This is a genomic window from Streptomyces geranii (assembly GCF_002954775.1).
GTDB lineage: Bacteria > Actinomycetota > Actinomycetes > Streptomycetales > Streptomycetaceae > Streptomyces > Streptomyces geranii.
The window spans coordinates 55,798-78,739 of record NZ_PJME01000046.1 but is presented as its reverse complement, the minus strand read 5'-3'; the positions used below and the strand labels follow the sequence as shown (position 1 = coordinate 78,739).

24 protein-coding genes and 2 pseudogenes are annotated in these 22,942 nt (G+C 69.5%); 8 read left to right on the top strand and 18 right to left on the bottom strand.

The features are described 5' to 3' along the window. Positions 1 to 450 precede the first annotated feature (450 nt). Positions 451 to 840 carry a hypothetical protein gene (locus tag CW359_RS45545; RefSeq protein ID WP_157968698.1) on the top strand — a complete coding sequence of 130 codons (390 nt, stop codon included), beginning with the start codon at positions 451 to 453 and terminating at the stop codon, positions 838 to 840. A gap of 168 nt (positions 841 to 1,008) precedes the next feature. Here CW359_RS45545 and CW359_RS46890 read toward each other — a convergent pair whose 3' ends face one another. Further along, positions 1,009 to 1,323, bottom strand: a complete 315-nt coding sequence (locus CW359_RS46890) for a recombinase family protein (RefSeq protein WP_232838751.1) — start codon at positions 1,321 to 1,323, stop codon at positions 1,009 to 1,011. Between the two features lies 1 nt (position 1,324). After that, positions 1,325 to 1,744, bottom strand: a pseudogene (locus CW359_RS46885) (aldo/keto reductase); the annotation flags it as partial. 346 nt (positions 1,745 to 2,090) lie between these two features. On the opposite strand from CW359_RS46885, the gene CW359_RS35400 reads away from it, so the two are divergent. The 4 genes and pseudogenes from CW359_RS35400 to CW359_RS35385 all read left to right on the top strand — a co-directional run bounded on the left by CW359_RS35400 (position 2,091) and on the right by CW359_RS35385 (position 6,967). Next, the gene (locus CW359_RS35400) at positions 2,091 to 2,978 is read left to right on the top strand and encodes a helix-turn-helix domain-containing protein (RefSeq protein ID WP_105974320.1); all 888 of its coding nucleotides are present in this window, start codon (positions 2,091 to 2,093) and stop codon (positions 2,976 to 2,978) included. A 79-nt stretch (positions 2,979 to 3,057) separates the two neighbouring features. Then, positions 3,058 to 3,903: an aldo/keto reductase gene (locus CW359_RS35395; RefSeq protein ID WP_105974319.1), complete on the top strand. Its 846-nt coding sequence runs from the start codon at positions 3,058 to 3,060 to the stop codon at positions 3,901 to 3,903. A gap of 136 nt (positions 3,904 to 4,039) precedes the next feature. After that, positions 4,040 to 5,451 (top strand): annotated as a pseudogene (locus CW359_RS35390) (metallophosphoesterase). 310 nt (positions 5,452 to 5,761) lie between these two features. Continuing rightward, entirely contained in the window at positions 5,762 to 6,967 is a 1,206-nt protein-coding gene (locus tag CW359_RS35385; RefSeq protein ID WP_105974314.1) for an aldo/keto reductase, read from the top strand. Between the two features lie 250 nt (positions 6,968 to 7,217). Here the strand turns inward: CW359_RS35385 and CW359_RS35380 are convergent, their stop codons facing one another. From CW359_RS35380 to CW359_RS35345, 9 genes are all read right to left on the bottom strand, one after another. Beyond that, positions 7,218 to 8,165 (bottom strand): alpha/beta hydrolase, encoded by a 948-nt coding sequence (locus tag CW359_RS35380; RefSeq protein ID WP_105974313.1) that lies wholly within the window; start codon positions 8,163 to 8,165, stop codon positions 7,218 to 7,220. Continuing rightward, on the bottom strand, positions 8,162 to 9,301 hold the full coding sequence (locus CW359_RS35375) for an alpha/beta hydrolase (protein WP_198655510.1): 1,140 nt from the start codon (positions 9,299 to 9,301) through the stop codon (positions 8,162 to 8,164). The genes CW359_RS35380 and CW359_RS35375 overlap by 4 nt, the downstream gene beginning before the upstream one ends. Continuing rightward, positions 9,291 to 9,710 (bottom strand): (R)-mandelonitrile lyase, encoded by a 420-nt coding sequence (locus CW359_RS35370; RefSeq protein ID WP_105974312.1) that lies wholly within the window; start codon positions 9,708 to 9,710, stop codon positions 9,291 to 9,293. The genes CW359_RS35375 and CW359_RS35370 overlap by 11 nt, the downstream gene beginning before the upstream one ends. Before the next feature lie 14 nt (positions 9,711 to 9,724). Beyond that, positions 9,725 to 10,051, bottom strand: coding sequence for a carboxymuconolactone decarboxylase family protein (locus tag CW359_RS35365; protein ID WP_105974311.1), 327 nt, complete (start codon positions 10,049 to 10,051; stop codon positions 9,725 to 9,727). 204 nt (positions 10,052 to 10,255) lie between these two features. Then, positions 10,256 to 10,639, bottom strand: a complete 384-nt coding sequence (locus CW359_RS35360; protein ID WP_105974310.1) for a nuclear transport factor 2 family protein — start codon at positions 10,637 to 10,639, stop codon at positions 10,256 to 10,258. Positions 10,640 to 10,679: 40 nt separating this feature from the next. Continuing rightward, positions 10,680 to 12,275 (bottom strand): Na+/H+ antiporter, encoded by a 1,596-nt coding sequence (locus CW359_RS35355; protein ID WP_105974309.1) that lies wholly within the window; start codon positions 12,273 to 12,275, stop codon positions 10,680 to 10,682. Then, complete coding sequence (locus tag CW359_RS45540; protein ID WP_157968697.1) at positions 12,272 to 12,412, bottom strand: hypothetical protein; 141 nt, start codon at positions 12,410 to 12,412, stop codon at positions 12,272 to 12,274. The genes CW359_RS35355 and CW359_RS45540 overlap by 4 nt, the downstream gene beginning before the upstream one ends. Positions 12,413 to 12,431: 19 nt before the next feature. Beyond that, positions 12,432 to 12,821 (bottom strand): DUF2255 family protein, encoded by a 390-nt coding sequence (locus tag CW359_RS35350; protein WP_105974308.1) that lies wholly within the window; start codon positions 12,819 to 12,821, stop codon positions 12,432 to 12,434. Continuing rightward, positions 12,818 to 14,224: an MFS transporter gene (locus CW359_RS35345; protein WP_105974307.1), complete on the bottom strand. Its 1,407-nt coding sequence runs from the start codon at positions 14,222 to 14,224 to the stop codon at positions 12,818 to 12,820. Before CW359_RS35345 ends, CW359_RS35350 begins: the two co-directional genes overlap by 4 nt. 368 nt (positions 14,225 to 14,592) lie before the next feature. Here CW359_RS35345 and CW359_RS46875 point away from each other — a divergent pair, with 368 nt between their 5' ends. After that, positions 14,593 to 14,808, top strand: coding sequence for a hypothetical protein (locus CW359_RS46875; RefSeq protein WP_232838748.1), 216 nt, complete (start codon positions 14,593 to 14,595; stop codon positions 14,806 to 14,808). 22 nt (positions 14,809 to 14,830) lie between these two features. Here CW359_RS46875 and CW359_RS35335 read toward each other — a convergent pair whose 3' ends face one another. Genes CW359_RS35335 through CW359_RS35325 form a run of 3 tightly spaced genes read right to left on the bottom strand, consistent with a single transcriptional unit; the run spans position 14,831 to position 17,299 of the window. Next, the gene (locus CW359_RS35335) at positions 14,831 to 15,865 is read right to left on the bottom strand and encodes a zinc-binding dehydrogenase (RefSeq protein WP_198655509.1); all 1,035 of its coding nucleotides are present in this window, start codon (positions 15,863 to 15,865) and stop codon (positions 14,831 to 14,833) included. Positions 15,866 to 15,895: 30 nt separating this feature from the next. Next, positions 15,896 to 16,861 carry an aldo/keto reductase gene (locus tag CW359_RS35330; RefSeq protein ID WP_105974305.1) on the bottom strand — a complete coding sequence of 322 codons (966 nt, stop codon included), beginning with the start codon at positions 16,859 to 16,861 and terminating at the stop codon, positions 15,896 to 15,898. A 24-nt stretch (positions 16,862 to 16,885) separates the two neighbouring features. Next, entirely contained in the window at positions 16,886 to 17,299 is a 414-nt protein-coding gene (locus tag CW359_RS35325; RefSeq protein ID WP_105974304.1) for a (R)-mandelonitrile lyase, read from the bottom strand. A 274-nt stretch (positions 17,300 to 17,573) separates the two neighbouring features. Here CW359_RS35325 and CW359_RS35320 point away from each other — a divergent pair, with 274 nt between their 5' ends. Continuing rightward, positions 17,574 to 18,527, top strand: coding sequence for a helix-turn-helix transcriptional regulator (locus CW359_RS35320; protein WP_105974303.1), 954 nt, complete (start codon positions 17,574 to 17,576; stop codon positions 18,525 to 18,527). Between the two features lie 188 nt (positions 18,528 to 18,715). Then, positions 18,716 to 18,880 carry a hypothetical protein gene (locus CW359_RS45535; RefSeq protein WP_157968696.1) on the top strand — a complete coding sequence of 55 codons (165 nt, stop codon included), beginning with the start codon at positions 18,716 to 18,718 and terminating at the stop codon, positions 18,878 to 18,880. 163 nt (positions 18,881 to 19,043) lie between these two features. Here CW359_RS45535 and CW359_RS35315 read toward each other — a convergent pair whose 3' ends face one another. From CW359_RS35315 to CW359_RS35300, 4 genes are all read right to left on the bottom strand, one after another. Beyond that, complete coding sequence (locus tag CW359_RS35315; protein ID WP_105974302.1) at positions 19,044 to 19,892, bottom strand: SDR family oxidoreductase; 849 nt, start codon at positions 19,890 to 19,892, stop codon at positions 19,044 to 19,046. 195 nt (positions 19,893 to 20,087) lie between these two features. Further along, positions 20,088 to 21,107, bottom strand: a complete 1,020-nt coding sequence (locus CW359_RS35310; protein WP_105974301.1) for a hypothetical protein — start codon at positions 21,105 to 21,107, stop codon at positions 20,088 to 20,090. Between the two features lie 344 nt (positions 21,108 to 21,451). Continuing rightward, entirely contained in the window at positions 21,452 to 22,198 is a 747-nt protein-coding gene (locus CW359_RS35305) for an NADPH-dependent F420 reductase (protein ID WP_105974300.1), read from the bottom strand. Between the two features lie 45 nt (positions 22,199 to 22,243). Continuing rightward, positions 22,244 to 22,882: an NAD(P)-dependent oxidoreductase gene (locus tag CW359_RS35300; protein WP_105974299.1), complete on the bottom strand. Its 639-nt coding sequence runs from the start codon at positions 22,880 to 22,882 to the stop codon at positions 22,244 to 22,246. Positions 22,883 to 22,942 lie beyond the last annotated feature (60 nt).

Below are 22,942 nucleotides of genomic sequence, written 5' to 3'. Positions count from 1 at the left end.
CACGGGCGCAGGCTGCCCGGACAGGGTGCTCTCGACAGGTTCCACGGTCTCCAACTCCACGGCGGTGTCAGTCACTTGACGCCTCTCCCATGATCGTCGGATCCGCCGTTAGATTTACACTCCCACAGCAGCCCCAAGACCGAGCTTTGAGGTACCGGGCCGGGTGATCCCGACTGGCGCGGCGCATGAACGCAGGGCTTCCTGGTGGCTCGTGGACGTCGAGGTCCGCGGCATCGGGAGGCCCTGCTGCTCGTCGCACGCCCCGGGGTCCTTCACGGCGGTCGCTGGCTGTTCCATATGCACTGTGCTGGTCTGCCGGATGTCCGGTACCAAGTTCCGGAGTCCGGAGGGTTCTGCGACTCCGGTCTTCACCGGACCGGGTGAGTTCGGTATGGCGGTCGTCGGTGAGGATTGTGGTTGTGGCTTTGTGGTCAGTTTGGGGGGTGTGTCTTGCGTAACGACTACAGGAGTTTTCCGGGGTTCGAGAACGTCAGCCTGGAGGACAGTTATGTACTGGACATTGTGGTTCGTCCTGGTGTCCTGACCCTCGAACTGGATCTGCTGCTTTTGCCCGGGCATCTCGGGTACCTGCCTCCGCTGCCGGGGGAGCGGGCCTGCTTCCGGGGAGCCAGGGTTGTTTTCTCATCGGTATGTGACCTGCATTGGGCGGGTCTGGGTGTGATCAGGCCTGCGGTCGATGCGAGTGGCAGTGCCGACTTCGGATCGGTTGACTCTTTGAGCAGTCTCGATGACGGTTACAAGATTCTTGGCGACTGGGGCGAGATCATCCTGCGGTCGGACGCGCCGTCCTTGTCCATCGATCCGGCCCCTGGCTCTTGATCCATGAGCCAGCCGATCTTGATCACCTGTCAGGCTGGGGGTGCCTGGAGGGTGATCTTGCCGGGGTATGCGCTCAGCAGCGGGTCGGTGACCGAGGTCGGAGCGTCGGTGACCGCCACCATCCGGTCACTCATCCCGTCGCAGCTGACCGCCACCCTGTATGTCTCGTCACTGTCGGGCGCGATCTGCTCGTAGGCCGCATCGGTGATCTTCTTGACCTGAGCGGCGGTGAACAGCGGGCTCTTTGCGGCGGTGGGGGCGGACCCGCACGCGGGTGCGGATCTTCTCGCTGAAAGTCTTGTCCCGGGGGATGCCGTGCTTGCTGAGGGCGTCGAGCTGGGAGTCGAGTTCTTGACTGAGGTGCGAGCAGAGGGCGTAGCCGATGCGGATGTCCGCGCTCGGCAGGTCCGGGTCGACGGCTGCGGGGACCGGGTGGCCGGGCCGCCAGGGCTTGCCGGTGTTGCGGCCCGCGGGGGTCGGCACCCTCAGCGCCTTCTTCAGCCGGGGTCTGCGGGTCGAAGCGGTGGATCTGGTAGAGGTCGACGTAGTCGGTGCCCAGCCGGGTCAGGGAGGCGTCGATCTGCTCCATCACGGCCTTGCGCGACAGGCCGGACCCGCCGGGTCCGCCGTGCATGGGGTTGAACAGCTTGGTGGCCAGGACGACGTCGTCACGCTTCGTGTATTTCTTGACCGCGCGACCCACGATCTCCTCGGAGGTGCCGAAGGCGTAGATGTTGGCGGTGTCCCAGAAGGTGATCCCGGACTCGACGGCCTGGCGGAAGATCGGCTCGGCGCCGTCGTCGTCCAGGGCCCACGGCATCTGCGAGGTGTCACCGAAGCTCATGCATCCCAGTGCGATGCGGCTGATCTTCAGGCCGGAGGTACCCAGACGGGTGTACTGCATGACGCGCTCCTCATCGTCGGCGCAGTCGGCCGACACCGGCTGCTTCATGCTCGACGCCAGGCAATCGACGGGCGCGGTGGGAGATGCTGCCGGCACCCCCCAACCGGGCGAGCGGCACGCCTGCCGCCGAGATACGGGTTGCCTGGGGTGAGGTGCTTTCCGGCCGCCCGACGGGCACAGATCACCCCCGGACCAGGCCGGCCGGACCGCGGTCAGGTGCGCGCGGCAGACCCGCAGTCCGGCATGATCGCGCGATTACGCAGCGGACGCCGCCGTGCGGGAAGGCGCTGAGGGGGGTGCTGGCAGCATCTCCCACGTCCGAAGCGGAGCTCGTAGCGTGAAGGGCATGAACAACCGCAGCGAGGTACGGGACTTTCTGATCTCACGCCGCGGGAAGGTCACCCCCGAGCAGGTGGGCCTCGTCGACCACGGCGGCACCCGTCGTGTGCCCGGTCTGCGACGCAGCGAGGTGGCCGACCTGGCAGGGGTGTCCGTGGAGTACTACACCCAGCTCGAACGCGGCAACGTGCGCGGCGCCTCCGAGAGCGTCCTGGACGCCGTGGCCCGGGCGCTGCTGCTGGACGAGGCCGAGCGGGCGCACCTGTTCGACCTGGCGCGTGCGGCCAACAGCGGCACGGCGGTACGCCGTCGCCCGGCGGTGCAGCGGGTACGTCCGGCCATCCAGGCGATCCTGGACAGCCAGTTGTCCCCGGCCTACGTCACCAACGGCCTCGGGGATGTCATGGCCACCAACGCGCTGGGCAGAGCCCTCCTGTCTCCGCTGTACGAGGACCCCGCCCGCCCGGTCAACGTCGCACGGTTCCGCTTCCTGAACCCCCGCGCGGCCGGTTACTTCCTCGACTGGGAGGCCACCGGTCGCGACGGCGTCGCCGGGCTGCGCCTCATGGCCGGCAGGAACCCCTACGACAAGGCACTCACCGATCTGATCGGCGAGCTGTGCACCCGCAGCGAGGAGTTCCGCAGCCGGTGGGCCTCGCAGGACGTCCGTATGCACCGCACGGGAGTCAAGCGGCTGCACCACCCGGTCGTCGGTGACCTCGACCTCTCCTACGAAGCCCTGGATCTGCCCGCCGATGCCGGTCTCGTGCTGATCGTCTACACCGTGGAACCCGGCTCACCCAGCCGCCAGGCCCTCGATCTGCTCGCCAGCTGGACTGCCGCACCGGACGCCGTCGAGCCCGCTCAGGAAGAACCGAGCGACCGCGGCCGGTAACACCTGACCCACACCCCCATGTGCCGGTGCGCACCCTCGCGCCGTCCAGCACCACCCCGAAAGGTTCACCATGCCCAAGATCCCCCATGTCACGCTGAACAACGGTGTCCAGATGCCGATCCTCGGCTTCGGCGTCTTCCAGGTCCCCGCCGAGGAGACCGAGCGTGTCGTCACCGACGCCCTCGCCGCCGGCTACCGCCACCTCGACACCGCCGCCGCCTACGGCAACGAAGAGGCCGTCGGCAAGGCGATCAAGGCCAGTGGCATCGCCCGCGACGAGCTGTTCGTGACCACCAAGATGTGGGTCAACGAAAAGGGCGAAGAGGGCGCCAAGGCGGCCTTCGACACGTCCCTGCGCCTGCTCGGACTGGACTATCTGGACCTGTACCTGATCCACCAGCCCTTCGGTGACTACTACAGCTCCTGGCGTGCCATGCAGGACCTGAACCGTCAGGGTCTGGTCAAGGCGATCGGCGTGTCGAACTTCTACGCCGACCGCCTCGTCGACCTGATCGACCACAACGAGATCGTCCCGGCGGTCAACCAGATCGAGACCCACCCCTACTTCCAGCGCGCCGACGACCAGGCCCTCATGACCGGGCGCGGCGTGCAGATCGAGTCCTGGGGCCCGCTGGCCGAAGGCCGCAACAACATCTTCGGCGACCCGACGCTGAGCGCCATCGGCGAGGCGCACGGCAAGTCCGTGGCCCAGGTAGTACTGCGCTGGCTGACCCAGCGCGGTGTCGTAGTGATCCCCAAGTCCTCGCGACCCGAGCGCATGGCCGAGAACCTCGCGGTCTTCGACTTCGAACTGACCGACGACGAGATGGGCCGCATCGCCAAGATGGACACCGGCGCCAGCATCGTCTTCGACCACCGCGACCCGCAGATGGTCAGCGCCATCGGCGGGCACCGCCTCGGCTGAGAACACCCTCTCCCTTTCGCCGACCGGCTCCGGGGTGTCCGTAGGCACGCCTTCGTCCGCCTCCCTGCCAGGTACGGCCAGTGGACAGCAGTCCCCGGCGCTCAAGGGCCCATCCGGCCCGGCGGCGTCTCAGCGCATGCCGGCTCATGAGCCGGCATGCATCTCAAAGGAAGGGCTGCGCAAGGTCGTGGTCGTCATCTTCGCGCTCGTCAGTGCAGTCCTGCTGGTGCTGTTCGGCGCACTCCACTGGTACGTGTGGCGTCGCCTCGTACGGGACACCACGCACAGGGGTTCACGCCTGCGGCGAGCCGGGAGCGTCGTATTCGTGGCCGGGCCCCTGCTGTCGGTGGGTGCCGTGAGCGCAGAGGGCGAAAGCGTCCCCTTCCTTGTGCAGCGGATCCTGGCCTGGCCCGGGTACCTGTGGATGGCGCTGTTCCTGTACCTGCTGCTCGCGCTGCTGGCCGGTGAGGCGGTGCGGCCTGTGCTGCGGCGGTGGCTCGCGCGTCCCCGAGCCGGTGCGGGTCCACGGCAGCGTGTTCTGACGGCGGCTCAGCCCGCGGAAGCGCCAGCGGGTGACGGCGGTGCGGAGGAACTCGTGTCGGCCGACGTGCCACTGCCGACACCAGCCCATCGCGGCGATTCCGCTGCGGAGGGAGGCACCGCCGGGTCCGTCACCGTTCTGGACCCCCCCCGCACGCACCGGAGTCCGCGCCGGCCGCCAGGCCGTCACGCCGTCTCTTCGTCTCCCGTGTCGTGGGCGGCGCCGCGGCGGCCGTCGCGGTCGGCACCGTCGGCTACGGCACGTACGGAGTCCTGCGTGGGCCGGGGGTGAAGCGCGTCACGGTGCCACTGGCCAAACTGCCGCGCGGCGCTCACGGGTTCCGGATCGCCGTGGTCAGCGACATCCACGTCGGTCCCATCCTGGGCCGTGCCTTCTCCCAACGGGTCGTCGACACTATCAACGCGACCCAGCCCGATCTGATCGCGGTCGTCGGCGACCTGGTGGACGGCAGTGTCGAGGACCTCACCCCGGCCGTCGAACCGCTCGCCCAGCTCCGGGCGCGGCACGGTACGTACTTCGTCACGGGCAACCACGAGTACATCTCCGGCGCCGAACCGTGGATCGAGAAGGTACGGGAGCTGGGACTGCGCCCACTCGAGAACGCCCGCACGGAACTGCCCGGCTTCGACCTGGCCGGCGTCAACGACGTCCAAGGTGAAGCAGAAGGCCAGGGCCCCGACTTCGGCAAGGCTCTCGGCGACCGCGACCGTACCCGCGCCGCCGTCCTCCTCGCCCACCAACCCGTCGTCATCCACGACGCCGTCCGCCACGACGTCGACCTCCAGCTTTCCGGCCACACCCACGGCGGCCAGCTCTGGCCCGGCAGCCTCCTGGCCGAACTCGCCAACCCCACCGTCGCCGGACTCGAACGCTACGGCGACACCCAGCTGTACGTGAGCCGCGGCGCCGGTGTCTGGGGCCCGCCCGTCCGCGTGGGCGCACCGTCCGACATCACGGTCGTCGAACTCGCCTCAAGGCAGGCATAGTCCCCGACCGATTCGATAAACCTGACCGCCCGGACCATCGAGACCACAGACTCCCGTCGCCAGACGAGTGTGGACATCGTCCGAAGCCCGCGGAGCTGGACCGACTCCGCTGGGCAATGCGCCAGGCGTTCATCTCAGGATCGGTCTGCCCTGACCGTTCGCCGAGACCGCCAAGACCGCCGAGACCGCCAAGTCGCGGTTGCGTTCGGGCCTGGCCGCAACTGGACCAGAGCAGCAAGGCCCGCTTCTTCGCCACCCACGGTGATGCACCGAGGGTGCTCTCAACAGACGACCACGAAGGGTGTAACCCATGCACGAACAGGACAGCACGCCGAACAGCAGTCCGGCAGACCGCGGCCGTCGCGGCTTCCTGGGCGCAGCCGCCCTCGCGGCGACCTCGCTGATGGCCGTGACGGGGGCCGCACCGGCCCAGGCACACGCGGCACCGCCGGCCACGGGCCCCGGGGCGCCGGTCCGCGGTCGTAACCAGGTGGCCGCGGCGATCACGCAGACCGGTCGCCGCAGGCTCGGCTCCCTGAAGGTCTCCGGCCTCGGCCTCGGCACCCAGACCATGCCGGGCAACCTCTACGGGCCCGTCACCAGCCGCAAGGACATGGTCACCCTGATCCGGACAGCCGTGGATCAGGGGGTGACGTTCTTCGACACCGCTGAGGCCTACGGGCCGTGGGAGTCGGAGCGGATCGTCGGCGAGGCACTCCGGCCCGTGCGCGACGCCATGGTGATCGCGTCCAAGTTCGGCTGGGACATCGACCCGGACACCGGCGCCCGCAACGGCCTCAACAGCCGCCCGGAGCACATCCGCCGAGCCGTCGACGGCATGCTCAGGCGTCTGCGGACGGACCACATCGACCTGCTCTACCAGCACCGGGTCGATCCCACCGTCCCGATCGAGGACGTCGCGGACACGGTCAAGGACCTCGTCGCCCAGGGCAAGGTCCTGCACTGGGGCCTGTCCGAACCGGGCCCGCAGACCGTCCGCCGGGCCCACGCGATCCTGCCGCTCACCGCGATCCAGAACGAGTACTCCACCCTGTGGCGCGGCCCGGAGCAGAACGTCCTGCCGCTCTGCGAGGAACTCGGCATCGGCTTCGTGTGCTGGGCGCCCCTGGGCATGGGCTTCACCACCGGCACGATGAGCCCGTACTTCCGGTTCGCGGCGGACGACCGCCGGACCGTGTTCCCCCGCAACAGCCGGGACAACCTCGCCGCCAACATGCCCCTGGTGCAACTGCTCCAGGACTGGGCCGTACGCAAGGGCGCCACGCCCGCCCAGATCGACCTTGCCTGGCTGCTCGCCCAGAAGCCGTGGATCGTGCCGATACCCAGCACCACCAGGCTGTCCCACCTCCTGGAGAACATCGGCGCGGAAGAAGTCCGCTTCAGCCACGACGAACTCCAGGAACTGAACACCGCCGTCGCGAACATCACCATCCACGGCGACCGGCTCCCCCCGGAGGCCCTCGCCATGACAGGAGTCGAAGCACCGCCCCGCTGACCGACCGGACGGGACGCATGGTCCCGGCGGTGCAACAACCACCCACGCGAAGGCTGGCTCCTCTTCCCCACGCTGAACCGGGAGGCCGCGGACGACGCCATTGCCATCGAGCAGGCGGTGCTGAGGCATCCTCACGTCCGGCACACCGAGCGGGACGTCCTTACCGGAGGACGTCCCGCGCACGCGGGTCCCCGTTCGTGGCCGCGCCTGTCACACGTGGCGGACCACGGAGTTCGTGATCCCTCCGGGATCAGAGGTGCTTGGCGTAGAAGTCCGTCAGCTTCGCGACCACCTGCGGTACGAACTCCGGCTTGTCGTAGAGGTCGATGTGTGTTGCGCCGTCGACGACGAACACCTCCTTGGGCTCCTTGGCCCGGGCGACGGCCTCCTCGCTGAAGTAGCGGGTGTCCGCCTTGGAGCCGGCGATCATCAGGAGCGGCCTCGGAGAGATCGACTCGACGTGGGCGAACGCGTCGAACGCCATCTGCTTGTCCAGGCTGGTGAAGACGTACTCGCCGGGCGCGTTCGGGTGCCGGCCGCGGGGGGTGCAGTAGTAGTCGTAACCCTCGCGGTACAGCTCCGGCGTGTCCTCGATGATGTCCTCGGCGGACTTGGGCACGAAGTTGATCATGCGGAGCGGTTCGCCCGCGGCCTCCTTGGTGCGTTGCTCGCCGATCTCCTTGAGCCGCCGGCCGCGGAACTCCTCGGAGAACAGGCCGCGCGGCACGCCCTCCCGGCGGGCCGAGCCGACGTCGAAGGCGCTGACGGTTCCGACAGCCTTGATCCGAGCCTCGGTCTGGGCCGCGTTGACGGTGTAGCCGCCGCCGGCGCAGACGCCCAGGGCGCCGATTCGGTCCGGGTCCACCTGAGGGTGGTTGCTGAGGAAGTCGACGGCGCAGCGGATGTCCTCGACACGGTCGCCGGGAACCTCGTAGAGACGCGGCTCGCCGCCGCTCTCGCCGTAGTGGGAGGCGTCGTAGGCCAGTGCGATGAAGCCCTGCTCGGCGAGCTTCTCCGCGTACAGGCCGGAGGTCTGCTCCTTCACGCCGCCGAACGGGTGGGTGGCGACGATGGCGGCGTACTTCTTGCCTTCGTCGAAGTCGGCGGGGAGGAAGAGGTTTCCCACCACCGAGTGGGTGCCGTGCGGGAAGCTGACCTTCTGCTTGGTCACGCCGTTGTGCTGAGTCGTGGAGGTCATCGGGTCAGGCCCTTCCTGTCGAGGAAGTCGGAGATCTGGTCGGCGATCCGGACGTTGTTGAGGTCCGAGAAGAGGAAGTGGGAGTTCCCGGTGATACCGATCTCCGGGAGGTGGACGAGGGTCGCGTCCCCGCCGTGGCGCTTGAGGGTGTCGACGAAGAGCCGGGCCATCGCGAGCCGGACGCGCCAGTTGTCCCGGCCGGCGATGTCGGTCGGCTCCGTCGGGATGTTGTCGCCGTAGTAGACGACGATCGGGATCTTCGTCAGTCGCCGGAACTCCTTCAGCGGTACGGACTCGCCCGCGAGGGTGCCGGCGGAGCTGGGCATCGGGTCCGGCACCTCGCCCTCCGGGAAGACGAAGCCGCTGCCCGGCTCCAGGGCGACGACCGCCTTGATGTTCCGGTTCCTCATCGTCGCGTCCCAGCCGAACCCGCCGGCGTGCGAGTGGGTGACGAGGATGCCCTCGCCGATCTCGTCGAAGAGGGCCGAGACCCCGTTGGCGAGGACCTCGCCGTCGATCGGGCCGGTGTCGGGGAGCATCGACCGGAAGAACTGCTCGCGTGTCGCCGGACCCTTCGGGAACTGCCCGCCGGGATAGGTGTCGGGCCACAGCCCGAACCGGAACTGGTTGTAGAACCACTGATCGGAGGTCGAGGCGTCGGTGGCGGTGCTCACCGTGGTCTGCCCGGCCCTGCCCCGGCGGGGCTGGTCCAGGGTGTACACGGCGAACCGGCGACGCAGGAAGATCGTCTGGAAGCCCTCGCGTCCGTCGGGCGTGGTTCCCCAGCCGGCTCCGGACTGCTTGTAGCCGTGCCACAGCACCAGCGGCAGCTTGCGGGGGCGCATCGGCTTCTGGAAGAAGACGTGGGCGTGATCGCCGTGCAGCGTCTGGCCGGCCGGGTTGGTCGGGTTCCGGGGATCGAAGGTCCCGGGACTGGTGATCACGCTCCCGCCGACCGAGAAGCTGCCCTGCTCCTGAATCGTCAGCGGTGCGAAACCGCGTCCGGCGTGTCCGTCGGAGGCCGCTGTCATGTCGTTGGTTCCGCCCTTGCTGGAGGCCTGCGCGCCGGAGGCGAATCCGACCGCCGGTGCCGCTGCGGCGGCGGTGAGCCCCATGACGATGTCTCTACGCTTCACTGGTGTTTCCTTCGAACTCGTACTCGGCTTCACTCACGTGCTCGCCCCACTCGACGTCGGGCACGGTGGGATCTCCCGTGCTCTCGGACAGGGCGAGATGCGTCATGAAGTGGTGGGCGGCGGCACCGTGCCAGTGCCATTCACCCGGAGGCGTGTGGACGGTGTCGCCCGGGCGCATGACCAGGACGTCACCGCCGAGGGTCTGAATCAGGCCGATGCCCTCGGTGACATGCAGGGTCTGGCCGAGCGTGTGCCGGTGCCAGGCGGTGCGGGCGCAGGGCGAGAATCGGACCAGGGCCGCACGCAACCGCGCTGGTGCCTGGGCCTCCGCGATCGTGTCCACCCAGACGTCGCCGGTGAACCGTTCCGGAGGGGCTTTGGCCGAGGGCATTCTGTCGAGGAACTTCATGGGAGCGTGGCCCGCTACTTCGTCTCGTCGTCGACGATGGCCTTGAGCTGGGTGAGCGCTCCCATCCCGCTGGGCCATCCGGCGTAGAAGGCCAGGTGGGTGAGCGCCTCGACGAGTTCGTCCTTGGTCAGCCCGTTCTCCAGAGCCAGCCGCAGATGGCTGTTCAGCTGCTCGGGGCGGTACGTCGCCGCCAGCACCGAGACGGTGATCAGACTGCGGTCCCGCGGAGACAGGCCTTTGCGCTTCCACACGTCGCCGAACAGCACGTCATCCGTCAGCTGGACCATCTTCGGCGCGAGATCGCCGAGCAGTTGCTGGGCCCGTGAGGGTTCCTGTGCCATGCGGGTGCCGCCCTTCTTGGTGTTAGCGCTCTTCGTTTTCCGTCTCGCGCTCGGGCGCTCCAGCGCTCCCTGCACGGGGGAGGCGTGGCCTGCGCGGAGAGGTGATCTTCGGTTCGCGTCCAGCTTGGCCGCGGGCGGCGGCCTGTGGCAGACCGTGCTGTGCCGGGGAGCGGCGTTCAGGGGTGTGACAGGGCCCCTCACCTGCTACCAGGTCGTGGCCACGGAACGCAGGGCGGTCCACGTGCCGCCGTCTCGGCCGTAGGCCATGGTGAATTGCAGCGGCCAGTCGGCGTGTGTGCCGTAGACCGTCGCCTCGGTGACGATGCGGCCGACGAGGCGGGCGGTCTCGCCTTCGACTTCGACGGTGACGTTCTTCTCGACGACGCGGTGGTAGACGAACTGCCCCGCACGCATCTGGGACAGCCACTCGGCCTTGGGCTGCTGGTATCCGGTGATGTGCGTGAGGGTGAATCCGTCGTCGAGGAGATCGGCCAGGGCGTCGGTGTCGCCGTCGGCCATCGCCCGCAGGTGGGCGCGGTAGGCGGCGAGGATCTCCTCGCGATCACTCTCGTCGGGTGTTGCGGGCACGGTGGCTCCTGGCCTGGTCGTGGGGGTGGGGGGAGGGGCGCTATTCGGCGGTACGGCGTCCGGACAGCCGTACCTCTTCGATGTCGAGACGGCGCTGGACCTGGCGCAGCACGGTGTCGTCGATGTCGTGCTCGTCGCGGAGGCGGAGCACGGTGGCGCGCTTGTGGGCGAGCAGGGCCAGGCGCAGGGCGGTGTAGTGCCGGTCGTGACGCAGTACGGCCGCTTCGTCGTCGGAGCCGGTCCCGGAGTCGCCGGCGCGGACGACGAGGAGGTGGGTCTCGTACTCCTGGCGCATGCGTTCGGCGACCGCCGGGTCCGTGTCCAGGTCGGCGGCGAGGGTGGGGAGGGCCTTGAGGGCTTCCTCGGTGGCGGTCGTCTCGGCGAGGAGGCGTTCGTCCTCCACCGAGGTGTCCTTGGGCAGCCGGGCCCAGCGCACCACGGCCGGCAGCAGCAGTCCTTGCAGGACCAGGGTGGTGACGATGACTCCGGAGGTCACCAAGACGATCGTGTCGCGGTCGGGGAAGGGCGTGCCGGAGTCGAGGACCGTCGGCACCGACAGGGCCACGGCCAGCGAGACCGCGCCGCGGAAGCCGGCGATCGACGTGACCACGCGGGCGCGGTAGTTCATCCGGCGCAGACGCTGCTGAGGGCGGCGGTCGAGCAGGCGGATCAGGTACGGGACGGTGAAGTTGAAGGCGAAGCGCGCGGCTACGACGACTGCGGAGACGGCCGCCACGGCGATGAGGGCCTTGGTGAGATCGTCACCGTGTAGTTCGCGCACGGCGGCCTGTGCCTGGAGGCCGACCAGGACGAACAGGGCGCCGTTGAGCAGGAAGGTGGCCAGTGACCAGGCCTCCTCCGCCTGGCGGCGCATCTCGGCCCCGGCCATGCGTGGTCCGGCCTGGCTCATGATCAGCCCGGCGGAGACGGCCGCGAGGACGCCGGAGGCGTGGATCAGCTCGGCGAGGAGATAGGCGGTGAAGGGGGTGAGGATCATGACCACGTTGCCGAGGAGCGGGTTGCGGAAGACCCGTTGTGCCCTGATCACCAGCCAGGCGACCAGGGCTCCTGCGGCGACACCGCCGACGTAGGAGAGGGCGAAAAGCCCGGTGACGTGCGGGACGGTGAAGTGTTCCTCGCCGACCGTGATACCGACGGCCAGGCCGAAGACCACCAGCGCGGTGCCGTCGTTGATGAGGCTCTCGGCGCGCAACAGGGTGACGTTGCGGCGGGGGAGCGCCTTGGCGAGGACGCCGACGGCGGTCGCGTCGGTGGGGGCCACGGCCGCGCCCAGCACCCAGGCCGGTCCCCAGGCCAGGCCCAGCTGGTGTGCGACGGTCGCCACGGCACCGGCGGTGCCGATGACCAGCACGGTGCTCATCAGGATGATGCCGCGCAGATCCCGCCGGATCTCCCGCAGGGAGGTGGTCAGGCTCTCCCAGTACAGCAGTACCGGCAGGAAGATGAGCAGCACCGCCTCCGGCGGCAGCTCCACCTCGCGCAGCGCGGGCACGAAGCCGAGCAGCGCGCCGAGGACGAGCAGGACGACGGGCGGTGCGATGCGGTAGCGGTCCCCGACGGCGTTGCCGAGGAGGACCGCCAAGCCGAGGACCACGACGAGTTCGAGTCCGATCACGGCATGTCTCCCGGCGGAGGCAGAAGCGGGACGACCGACTGCGCGACATCCCGGGGATCGGGACCGCTGCGCTCGACGGCGGTCGGGGCGAGGCACAGGCCGGATGGCGTGGCGGCGTGGGCGTTGAGGGTGAACATCGCTCTTCTCCCGCGACGGTCAGCGCGGCAGGAGCCGCATGGTGGTGGAGGATGCCTCGGGGCTGGTGATGGCTTTGATGATGTACGCGGCGTAGTGCCCGTACTTGGTCCGGTACGCGGCGTCCACGGCGTCGTTGACGGTGGTGTCGTCGGCGACGTCGACGATCGTGACGTCCTTGCCGACCCCGCCGGCCTGGATACGACCTTCCCGGCGGGCACGGGTGCCGCGGTACCAGTCGGAGCCGGGGCCGTTGACGGAGCGGACGTAGATGCCGTCGTCCACGCGCACGACCCAGATGGTCCGTCGGCTGCCCAGCTCGCCGCTGTTTCGCAGGGACGCGATCGCCAGTTCCTCCGCGTGCCCGATGCTGTCGAGTTCCTGGCCGGTCCAGGTGGATGTCGAGGTCATGAGGTCTTCTCCTTGAGGAGTACGGAGGCCACCGCGGTCAGGACCACGACGCACGCGGCGATCAGGAGGCTGGTGCGCAGTCCGTGCAGGAAGTGCGCGTGATTGGAGACCAGGGCACCGAAGACGGCCACGGACAGAGCGCCACCGAGCTGGCGGGAGGCGTTCAGTACGCCGCTCGCGGTGCCGGCGCGCTGGGCGGGGACCCGGTCGAGGAGCAGTGAGGTCACGGCCGGTACGGCGAGGCCGCCGCCGGTTCCGACCGGGATCATCAGCAGGACCAGCAGCCAGGTGGGTGCCGACGCCGACGGAACGCAGAGCGCCACCAGGCCGGCGGCCATCAGGAGCTGGCCGGTGATGATCGGCGTCCGGGCGCCGAACCTCGCGGTGAGCCGGGCGGCACTCGGGCTGCTGACCGCGGTCAGCAGCGTCATCGGCAGGAACGCCAGCCCGGTGGCCATCGGCGACAGGCCCTGTTCCTGCTGGAGGTACAGACCGAGCAGGAAGATCATGCCGTAGAAGCCGACGTTCAGCGCGAACCCGATGGTCGCGGAGAGTGCCATCGTCCGGGCGCGCAGGAGTGCGAGCGGCACCATCGGGTGCCGGCCTCGGGCCTGGGACACCAGGAAGACCACCCCTGCCACCACGGTTATCGCCAGTGCGAGCAGCACGCGCGGAGCGCCGATGCCCACTGCGCCGGTCTCGATGGCCGCGTAGGTCAGGCCGCCCATCGCGGCCACCGCGGCGATCTGCCCGGTCCAGTCGAAGGGGGTGTCGCTCTGACGAGGGGAGCGGGCGGTCCGGGTGAGCAGGAACAGCGCCAGTACGCCCACCGGCAGGTTGACGAAGAAGATCATCCGCCAGTTGAACTCGCTCAGCACGCCGCCCAGCACCGGTCCGGCCGCGGCGCCCACCGAGCCGCCCATCGCCCACACCGAGATCGCCCGGGCACGACCTGCCGGGTCGGGAAACGCCTCGCGGATCAGTGCGAGCGAGGCCGGGACGATCACTGCGGCGCCCGCACCCTGAACCAGCCGGGACACGACCAGAACACTCAGGTTCGGTGCGAAACCGCAGGCCGCCGAGGCGACGGTGAACACCACGAGTCCGGCCCCGAACGCCTGGCGCGCGCCTGTCCGGTCGGTCACCGACCCGGCCGACAGCAGGAGCGCGGCGAACATCAGCGTGTAGCCGTCCACCACCCACTGCAAGCCCGTCATGCCGCCGCCGAAGCCGCGCCCGATCTCGGGCAGCGCGACGTTGACGATGAGGGCGTCGAGCGTCATCACGAAGAAACCGAGCAGCGCAGCAGCCAGCGCCCAACGGGCACCCTTCGCGTCGCCGGGTCGCCCAGCGGCGGAATCGGCCGACGCCGACGGTTTGTCCGATGCGACAGAACTGGACACGGGTGGTTCTCCTGAGTACGAAGCGAAAAGGGGTTCCCTGTGCGGAACGAGTTCTTCAACCACCGTCGAGCCTGCGCGCCGGACGCGACATGTGGCAGGCCGAGCTGTGCCGGGGAGCGCTGTTCGGGGGTGTGACAGGGCCCCCCAGGCCCGGCCGGGGTTCCGCCTAGCGCTGTGGATCCGTGCTCGCCGGGGTGGGCATCGACTACTACATGCGTCTGGAGCGCGGCAGGGAGTCCCGCCCGGGACCGTTCGTCGTGTTGAGCCGCACGGGAGTGGCCGGCCAAGAAGCGGAACGTCGCGCGCTGGGTGTTCCTCAACCCCGGTGCCCGGACGGTCTTCGACCACTGGGACGAACAGGTCCGCGCGTGCGTGGGCCGGCTGCGCGCCAGGAAGACCTTCCGCCTGCGGACGTCGGCACCCTCGCCCTCACCTGCCAGTCGATGCAGTTGGAGGGTTTCCCCGGCCGCCGCCTCGTCGCCCGCTACGCCGAGCCCGGCACTCCCGACCACGACAGGATGGTCCTGCTGGACCTGGCCGCGACCGGATCGCGCCCACGGCCCGCCGAGGAGAAACGGGACTGACGACCGGCCTCAGGGCCTGCCCTCAGGGCCGGATCAGGACCTTCAGGGCGGTGCGGTCGGCCATCGCCCGGTAGCCGTCCGGTACGTCGTCGAGGCCGACGGTGCGGTCGAAGACCCGGCCCGGCTCGACGGTGCCGTCGAGGATGCCGGGCAGCAGCTCCTCGATGTAGGCGCGGGCCGGGGCGGCGCCGCCGGTGACCGTGATGTTGCCCATCATCGACGCGAACCCGAGCGGGATCCCCGTGTACTGCGCGACACCGAGCCGGCTGATCACCCCGCCGTGCCGCACGACGCCCAGCGCCGTGTCCATCGCCTGCGTGGCGCCGACGGCCTCGATCACCGCGTGCGTCCCGTCACCACCGGTCAGCTCCCGCACCCGCTCGACACCCTCCTCCCCGCGCTCGGACACGACATCGGTGGCACCGAACTCCCGGCCCAGACCCGTACGGACCGGATGCCGCCCCATGAGCACGATCCGCTCGGCGCCCAGCCGATTCGCCGCCAGCACCGCACACAGCCCCACCGCACCGTCACCGATCACCGTCACCGACCTGCCGGGCGCGACCCTGGACGTCACCGCGCCGTGGTGACCGGTGCAGTACACGTCGGACAGGGTCAGCAGGGACGGCAGCAGCGCCGAGTCCTCGGCCACCGGCAGCCTCACCAGCGTGCCCTGCGCCTGCGGAACCCGGACGGCCTCACCCTGACCGCCGTCGACACCGTTCGGCCCCCACTGCCCACCGTGACGGCAGGACGTGTGCAGCCCCTCCGTACAGAAATCGCAGGTGTTGTCCGACCACACGAAGGGCGCGACCACCAGATCACCGGCGCGCAGCCCGGCCACCTCCGCGCCGACCTCCTCGACCACACCGAGGAACTCGTGCCCCATCCGCCGCCCCTCCACGGAGACGGGCATCGACGCGTACGGCCACAGATCACTGCCGCACACACACGAGCGCACGACACGTACGACGGCGTCCGTGGGGTGCTGGATCCTCGGATCGGGGACATCCTCCACGCGGACGTCCCCGGCGCCGTACATCAGCGTTGCTCGCACAAGACTTCTCCTGACGTGTGATGGTGCCGATCAGAAATAACGGCCCCCCGTAGGCACGGGCAGCGCGTCGAGTTCGGCGAGGTCCGCGGCGCTCAGTTCGATGTCCGCCGCCCCGGCGTTGTCCGCCAGGTACCTCGGCGTCTTGGTCCCGGGGATAGGGACGACGTACTCACCTTGTGCCAGCACCCATGCCAGTGCCACCTGGGCCGGAGTCGCCCCCATGCGTTCGGCGATCTCCCGCACCCGCTCGGCGATGGCCAGGTTGGTGCTCAGCGCCTCCTGCTGGAAGCGGGCCAGGCCGCGCCGGAAGTCGTCCTCGGGCAGATCGTCGTGGGACGAGAACCGGCCGGTGAGGAACCCTTTGCCGAGGGGCGAGTAGGGCACGAACGCGATGTCCTGCTCCTGGCAGTAGGGCAGTACCTCCGTCATCCAGTCCCGTGTCCACAGCGACAGTTCCGACTGCACCGCCATGATCGGGTGCACGGACTGGGCCCGCTTGATCTGCTCGACACTCACCTCGGACAGGCCGATGGCGCGGGCCTTGCCGGCGGCGACGGCCTCCGCCAGGGCGCCCACGCTCTCCTCGATCGGTACCTGAGGGTCGGTGCGGTGCAGGTAGTAGAGGTCGACGTACTCGGTGCCCAGCCGCGCGAGGCTTTCGTCGATCGAGCGACGGATGTGTTCCGGAAGGTTGTCGAGGCCCATCACGGGGTTTCCCCGGGCGTCGCGGGTGAGAGCGCCGACCTTGGTGGCCAGCACTGCCTGGTCACGACGGCCTTGCAGGGCTCGGCCGAGGAGTTCCTCGTTGGTGAACGGGCCGTACACGTCGGCGGTGTCGAGCAAGGTCATTCCCAGGTCCAGGGCCTGGTGGACAACCGAGATCAGAGTGGTCTCGTCGCGCGGGGTGGCCTGGTCGTAGCTGAAGCTCATGCCCATGCAGCCCAGGCCGATGACTCCGACCTCGGGGCCGTCGGGGCCGAGAGTGGTGCTGCGCATGGGGCGTTCCTTCAGGTGTGCCGTTCAACGGGTGCTGCTGCTCGGTGCGTTGTACTCGCTGTCGTCGACCTTCTCCAGCCAGATCGTTTCCGGGCCGCCGTCGCCCGTGCCCTCCCACATCGCGAGGTGGGTCATGAAATGGTTGGAGGTCGCACCGTGCCAGTGCTCCTCGCCCGGGGGCGTGTGGATCGTGTCGCCGGGGTGGGCTTCGATGACCGTGCCGTCGCGCGTGCCGATCAGGGCGACACCGGAGACGATGTGCAGGGTCTGGCCCAGGACGTGCGAGTGCCAGTCGGTACGCGCGCAGGGCGAGAAGCGCACCATGTTGGCGCGTATCCGCGAGGGCTCCACGCCCGCGTGGATCACGTCGAACCAGACGTCGCCGGTGAACCAGTCGGCGGGGGCCTTGACGGTGGGCTGCTTCTTCAGGATTTCCAACTTTCCGCTCCTTGCTTTCTGCCCTGGCCGCATTCGTTGCCGGTGGTCTCGACCATGTCCGTCAGCCGCGTGATCGCGCTCACGGTGTTGGGCCACTCGGTGCGGAACGCCAGGTGGGGATGGCCTTCGATGCGGAAAGCTCTGACGGCGTCGACTCTTCTCTCATCACCCGCCGCGCGGCAGGGCGGGCTGTGCCGGGGAATGGCATTCAGGGGTGTGACAGGGCCCCTCACTTGTGTGCCGCAGATATGGTGCGGCCCGCAGACTGGAAGACATGAGCAGCGAGCAGCAGAACGCCGGGGGCACCGAGCTGGGGTGCTTCCTGCGCGCGCGCCGGGCTCGGGTGACCCCGGAGGAGGTCGGCCTGTCGGCCGGCACCGGCCTGCGCCGTACGCCCGGTCTGCGCCGTGAGGAACTGGCCACCCTGGCCGGGATCAGTGTCGATTACTACGTCCGCCTGGAACGCGGCAAGGAGACCCGGCCCAGCGCGTCCGTGGTCGATTCCCTCGCTCGCGCCCTTCTGCTGGAGGACGACGAACACGAGCACCTGCGCAGCCTGGCCGTCCGCGCGGCGCGGAGTGCACCTGAGGTTTCCCCGGAGAGCGGACCTCCGGCCGTGCCCAGCCGCAGCGTTCGGCCCGGTGTGAAGCTGCTCCTGGAGAGTCTTCGTCCCCAACCCGCTCATGTCGTCAGCCGTACGAACGATCTGCTCGCCGCCAACCCCGGCGGAATGCGGCTCCTGCCCGGTATCGAGGACTGGCCGCCGGGGGAGCGGAACATCGCCCGCTACCTGTTCCTCCACCCCGCCTCGCGTGACCTGTTCTCCGACTGGAGCAGCCACCTCCGCGGCTGCGTGGCCCGGCTGCGCGCGCTGGCCGGTACCGACCCCGACGCTCCCGACCTCACCCGGCTCGCCGGTGAACTCCTGCTCAAGAGCCCGGAGTTCGCCCGCCTGTGGGAGCGTTACGACGTCAAGGGCCACTCGTACGGCCGCAAGACCTTCCACCACCCGGACGTCGGCGACCTCACCCTGGGCTACCAGTCCATGGAGCTGGAAGGCACTTCGGGACACCGTATGGTGACGTATTTCGCCGAGCCGGGCACCGCGGACCACGACGCGGTGGTCCTGCTCGACCTGCTCGGGCAGGAGTCCGCGCAGAAGGCAGTGGCACACGGCGGCGACCGGTTGGCGGCTGCGGAGGACGATGCCGCCTCCCCGCTGGCCTGACCACCGCGAGGAGACCGGCGACACCGATGAGGGCGCTGCGACCACGCCGCTCGACCCACGCTCCGAGACACGTAGTTGGAAAGCGAGCAGCACGGACCGCCGCACAGCGGCTCTCCGGCCGAGGTCCGCAAGGCGCCGGCGAACAGCCGGGTGACCACCTTCGAGCAGTTCTTCGACTCTTCGACCTGGTGTACGTCTTCACGCTCACCCAGATCACCCAGTACATGGCCAACACCGCGCGCGGCATCCGGCAGTTGGCTGCCGCCACGGCCGTCGTTCGACACGGACACGTGCAGTCGACCGCCGATCAGGCTCAGGCGGACTATGACGCGGCACTCCGTCCAAGGCCGTGACCACCGCGGCCGACGTCAACGACGTCACCCAGACCCTTGCCCCCGTCGACGGCATCCCACCCGTCGCAGGCCGTCCCGGACGCCCACGCCGCCGCCCCGACTCGCTGCTCGGGGACAAGGGCTACGACTCCAACTCCAACCGGTGTGAGCTGCGCTCTGTTCGCTACGGTGTGGTCAGCTCACCGGCGCGCAGGGCCGCTGTCACGCCGCCGTCCATCAGGAGGTCGGCTCCGGTGATGAAGCCGGCCTCGCGGCCGAGCAGGAAGGCGGCGGCAGCAGCCACCTCCTCGGAGGTGCCGAAGCGCTTGGCGGCCGACGCCTCGCGCACCTTCTCGAACCACTCGCGGCGCGGACCGGACAGCTCGTCAAGGGCCAGTGGGGTGATGATCACGCCGGGGCTGACGGCGTTGACTCGGCCGCCGCGCTTGCCCCACGCGGCGGCGGCAGTCTGTACGCGCAGGGAGTTGGCCCGCTTGGACATGGCGTAGGCGTGGACGGAGGAGCCGAGCTGGTCGGGCTGCAGGAAGGGCAGTGTGAGCAACTGCGAGGTCTCGGTCGTCGCGAGCGCGTGCTCGATCTCGTGCGCGTAGGGGCTCTCCCGGTGTCCGGCCATGCTGGCGACCACGACACCGGCCCCGCCGGGCGCGATCACCTCGGCGAAGGAGTCGAGGACGTACGCCGTACCCAGCAGATCCACCTGCAGCAGCCGTTCGATGGTCGCCTGGGTGGGCGAGACGCCGGCGGCCTGGATCACCTGGGTGACCGCGCCCATCCCGGCGGCCTTGGCTGCCAGCGCCTTGACCTGGTCCAGGTCGGAGATGTCGGTGGTCTGGACGGCCACTTTGTAGCCCTCGCCGCGCAGTTGCTCGGCGGCGACCTGCGAGGCCTTCTCGTCGTGGGCGGCCAACAGCAGGGTGCGGCCGGTGCCGACCCGGCGGGCGATGGCCAGACCGATGCTGCCGGGGCCGATGACGACGACGATCTCCTTGGCGGTCTGGTGTTCGCTGGTCATGGTTCAGGCTCCTTCGTTGCGTTTTCTCGGGGCGGTCGGATACGCGGGACGCGGCCCTGGGACCGGACGGCTGCCTGTTGCCGAAGACACCGCTGGGAGTCAGGCTCTGACCGGCGTTCCCGCTTCCTGGGCGAGCCTCGTCGGGCCCCGATCAGGACCCGACGAGGCTCGCCGCTCAGGGGCCCGGCCGGCCGGCTAGGACACGGAACCCGAGAGCAGGGCAGAGAAGTTGATCTTTCCCTGCTGCAGTTTCGCGTCGCGGGATTCGGCGAATCCGCCGTCGGTGATGTACAGCCGCTGTCCGCGCACCACCGTGGCGGTCGGCGAGGCGAGCCCGTCCGCGCTGGTGAGTACGGTCTTCTTGGCGCCGTTCGGGTAGACCACGACGATCTGGTTGGGGCTGTTCAACGCGGCGAACACGACGTCGGACCGGGCGCTCAGGAAGTTGAAGTCGTCGATGCCCACGACGCCGCTGGTCACGACGCGGACCGGGCCGGCCGAGCCGGTGGCGGTGACCGGCACACGCAGCAGGGTGCCCTTGCTGAAGTTGGAGACCCACACGGCGCCGTTGTGGAAACGGAGCCCGTTCGCGCCCAACGGCAGCGGGGAGTCGACCGGGGCGAGGGAGGCGTCGGTCAGCCAGCGAGTCGCCGTACCGCCCGAGACCGGAACGGTCCAGACGGCTCCCTGGAAGCTCTCGGCGAGGTACAGGGTGCGGCCCGCCGGGTCGATGGCCAGCCCGTTGGGGAGCGTGCCCGCGGGCAGGGCGGCGATGCGTCGGGGGCTTGAGCCCGGCGGCAGCTTCCACACGCCGGACCTGGTGGCGTCGGCGGAGGACACGTTGTAGTAGACGCTGCCGTCGTGGCCGCGCGTGTTGCCGGTGATCATGTCGCCCGGCTGCCCGGCGACGAGCACCTTGTGCTGCCCGGACACGCCGACCCGTACGAGCGCCGGTCGCCGGCCCGCCGAACCGCCCAGCATCGAGACGGTCAGTGAGCCGTCCGGGTTGAGGCTGACGTTCTCCGGCGCGTCACCGACGGCGAAGTCGAACGAGGCGACGGTCTTCACGTGGGTGATGACCTGCTTCGGATGTACCTTGCCGGTCGCGGCGGTCGCGGCGGTCGCGTACGGCGCGGAGACGAGGACTGCTGATGCCGCGGCAACCGTCGCCGCGAGTCTGAACTGCTTCTTCAGGGGAATTCGTCTGTGGTTCATCGGATTCTCTTCGTGTTGCGGACGCGCCCTCCCACCAGCCCGGGGAACCCGCAGGAGGGTGCGGCCAGGGCCGGCAGGAGAAGCAGCGGCTCCGGTAGCGACTGCCCATGTGGAGTGAGCAGTTCGTCGGGCTCGGCCAAGTCGGCCGCACTCAACGCGATGCCTTCGCGTCGGCGTTGTACGAGTACGCGCGAGGTGTTCGGCGCCTTCGGCCTGCGGCGTCACGCGCGATTGCTTGGCCCGATGCCAAGCTAGGGGCCCGGCCTCGTCCGTGACAGGTCGGGCTGTGCCGGGGAGCGGTGTTCAGGGTTGTGACACGGCCCCCACCGGCCGAACGGACGGTCCTAGGCGAGGGTCGCGCGGGCGTCGCCCGCCGAACGCCGGACGGCGTTGTCGGTCAGTTCCCGCGCTTGGCCCACGGATACCGGGACGCCCGGGACCTCGAAGAACCAACGCCCCGTCTCCTCGTCGGTCAGTCCCTCGGGCCGTTTCGGCAGGTACGGCTGGACGTAGACGAGGGTGCCAGGCTCGCTGCGCCAGCTGTCGGCGAGGGTGCCGATGTCCACGGTGTCGTAGCCCAGCGCGTCCAGCAGCTGGACGACCTGGGCCTTGGCGGCCTTGTCGTCACCGGCGACAGGCAGGGCGCTGCGGTCGGCGGCGCCGGTGGGGCGGGCGGAGCTGAACAGACGTACGAAGTCGATGTTGTTGAAGGCCTTGACCACCCGGGAGTCGGCCAGGTGCCGCTGGACCAGGGTGCTGGAGGTCTGCTCGCCGGTGTCGAGTTCGGTGATCCGGTCGTCACGCTCGGGGTAGTAGTTCATGGTGTCGACAACGGTCTTTCCGGCCAGGGCGGCGGCGGGAAGCTGTTCGTAGGCGCCGAACGGGATGGTCGCCACCACCAGGTCGCCGGCGTCGGCGGCCCCGGACATGGTGGCCGCGCGGGCCTGCGGGCCGAGTTCGGCGAGGAGGGCGGCGAGGGTCTCGGGGCCGCGGGAGTTGCTCAGTACGACGTCCAGGCCGGCGGCTACGGCGAGACGGGCGAGCGCGCTGCCGATGTTGCCGGCGCCGATGAGGCCGAGGGTCTTGGGCACGGGTCGATCTCCTTGTGGGGCAGGTGAGTTGGTGTGACTGGGCGGTCAGCGGCCGGAAGTGAGCACCGCGGTGCGTCGGGACCACGCGCCTGTGACGGCGGCGTCCAGCAGGAAGGCGGCGACATCGGCCCGGGAGATCCTGGGCAGGCCGGGTAGGCGGTCGAGCGCGGTGAGGTCGACAGCGTGGGCGTCGCCCGTGGCGGGCTTGTTGGTCAGCAGCACCGGGTAGGCCAGCGTCCAGTCCAGGCCGGAGGCCGTGAGAATCCGCTCCCCGGCGGCCTTGTCGGCGAACGTGGCCTTGCCGCCCGACTTGTAGAGGAGCCGGGCGAACGCGGAGGCCTTGGCCAGGGAATCGCCGACCCCGAATGCCGACATGATCAGTACGCGTTTGGTTCCGCTGTCCTCGGCGGCCCGGACCAGCACGCGTGTGGTGTCGGCGATGAGGTCGTCCGGGTTCTTGGCCTTGCCGAGTCCGAGCGTGCTGACCACGGCGTCGGTGCCGCGCATCGCCTCGGTGAGCGCGCGGGCGTCGCGGACGTTTCCCTTGACCACGGTCAGCCGGTCGACCGGGGTGATCTTGGACGGAGTACGGACGAAGGCGACCACTTCGTGTCCGGCCGCGACGGCCCGATCCACGAACAGGGCGCCGGTGGTGCCGGTGGCGCCGAGGAGAAGAAATTTCATGGGACAACGTCTCCCTTCAGGAGCCCCAACGGCTCATGCTTACGAAAGTACAGTACTTAC

What these genes read in the sequence shown, in the direction of transcription:
- CW359_RS35400 (WP_105974320.1), top strand. Translation starts at nt 2,091, where the DNA reads ATGAACAACCGCAGCGAGGTACGGGACTTTCTGATCTCACGCCGCGGG.
- CW359_RS35385 (WP_105974314.1), top strand. Translation starts at nt 5,762, where the DNA reads ATGCACGAACAGGACAGCACGCCGAACAGCAGTCCGGCAGACCGCGGC.
- CW359_RS35380 (WP_105974313.1), bottom strand. Translation starts at nt 8,165, where the DNA reads ATGACCTCCACGACTCAGCACAACGGCGTGACCAAGCAGAAGGTCAGC.
- CW359_RS35370 (WP_105974312.1), bottom strand. Translation starts at nt 9,710, where the DNA reads ATGAAGTTCCTCGACAGAATGCCCTCGGCCAAAGCCCCTCCGGAACGG.
- CW359_RS35365 (WP_105974311.1), bottom strand. Translation starts at nt 10,051, where the DNA reads ATGGCACAGGAACCCTCACGGGCCCAGCAACTGCTCGGCGATCTCGCG.
- CW359_RS45540 (WP_157968697.1), bottom strand. Translation starts at nt 12,412, where the DNA reads ATGTTCACCCTCAACGCCCACGCCGCCACGCCATCCGGCCTGTGCCTC.
- CW359_RS35350 (WP_105974308.1), bottom strand. Translation starts at nt 12,821, where the DNA reads ATGACCTCGACATCCACCTGGACCGGCCAGGAACTCGACAGCATCGGG.
- CW359_RS35330 (WP_105974305.1), bottom strand. Translation starts at nt 16,861, where the DNA reads ATGCGCAGCACCACTCTCGGCCCCGACGGCCCCGAGGTCGGAGTCATC.
- CW359_RS35320 (WP_105974303.1), top strand. Translation starts at nt 17,574, where the DNA reads ATGAGCAGCGAGCAGCAGAACGCCGGGGGCACCGAGCTGGGGTGCTTC.
- CW359_RS35315 (WP_105974302.1), bottom strand. Translation starts at nt 19,892, where the DNA reads ATGACCAGCGAACACCAGACCGCCAAGGAGATCGTCGTCGTCATCGGC.
- CW359_RS35310 (WP_105974301.1), bottom strand. Translation starts at nt 21,107, where the DNA reads ATGAACCACAGACGAATTCCCCTGAAGAAGCAGTTCAGACTCGCGGCG.
- CW359_RS35300 (WP_105974299.1), bottom strand. Translation starts at nt 22,882, where the DNA reads ATGAAATTTCTTCTCCTCGGCGCCACCGGCACCACCGGCGCCCTGTTC.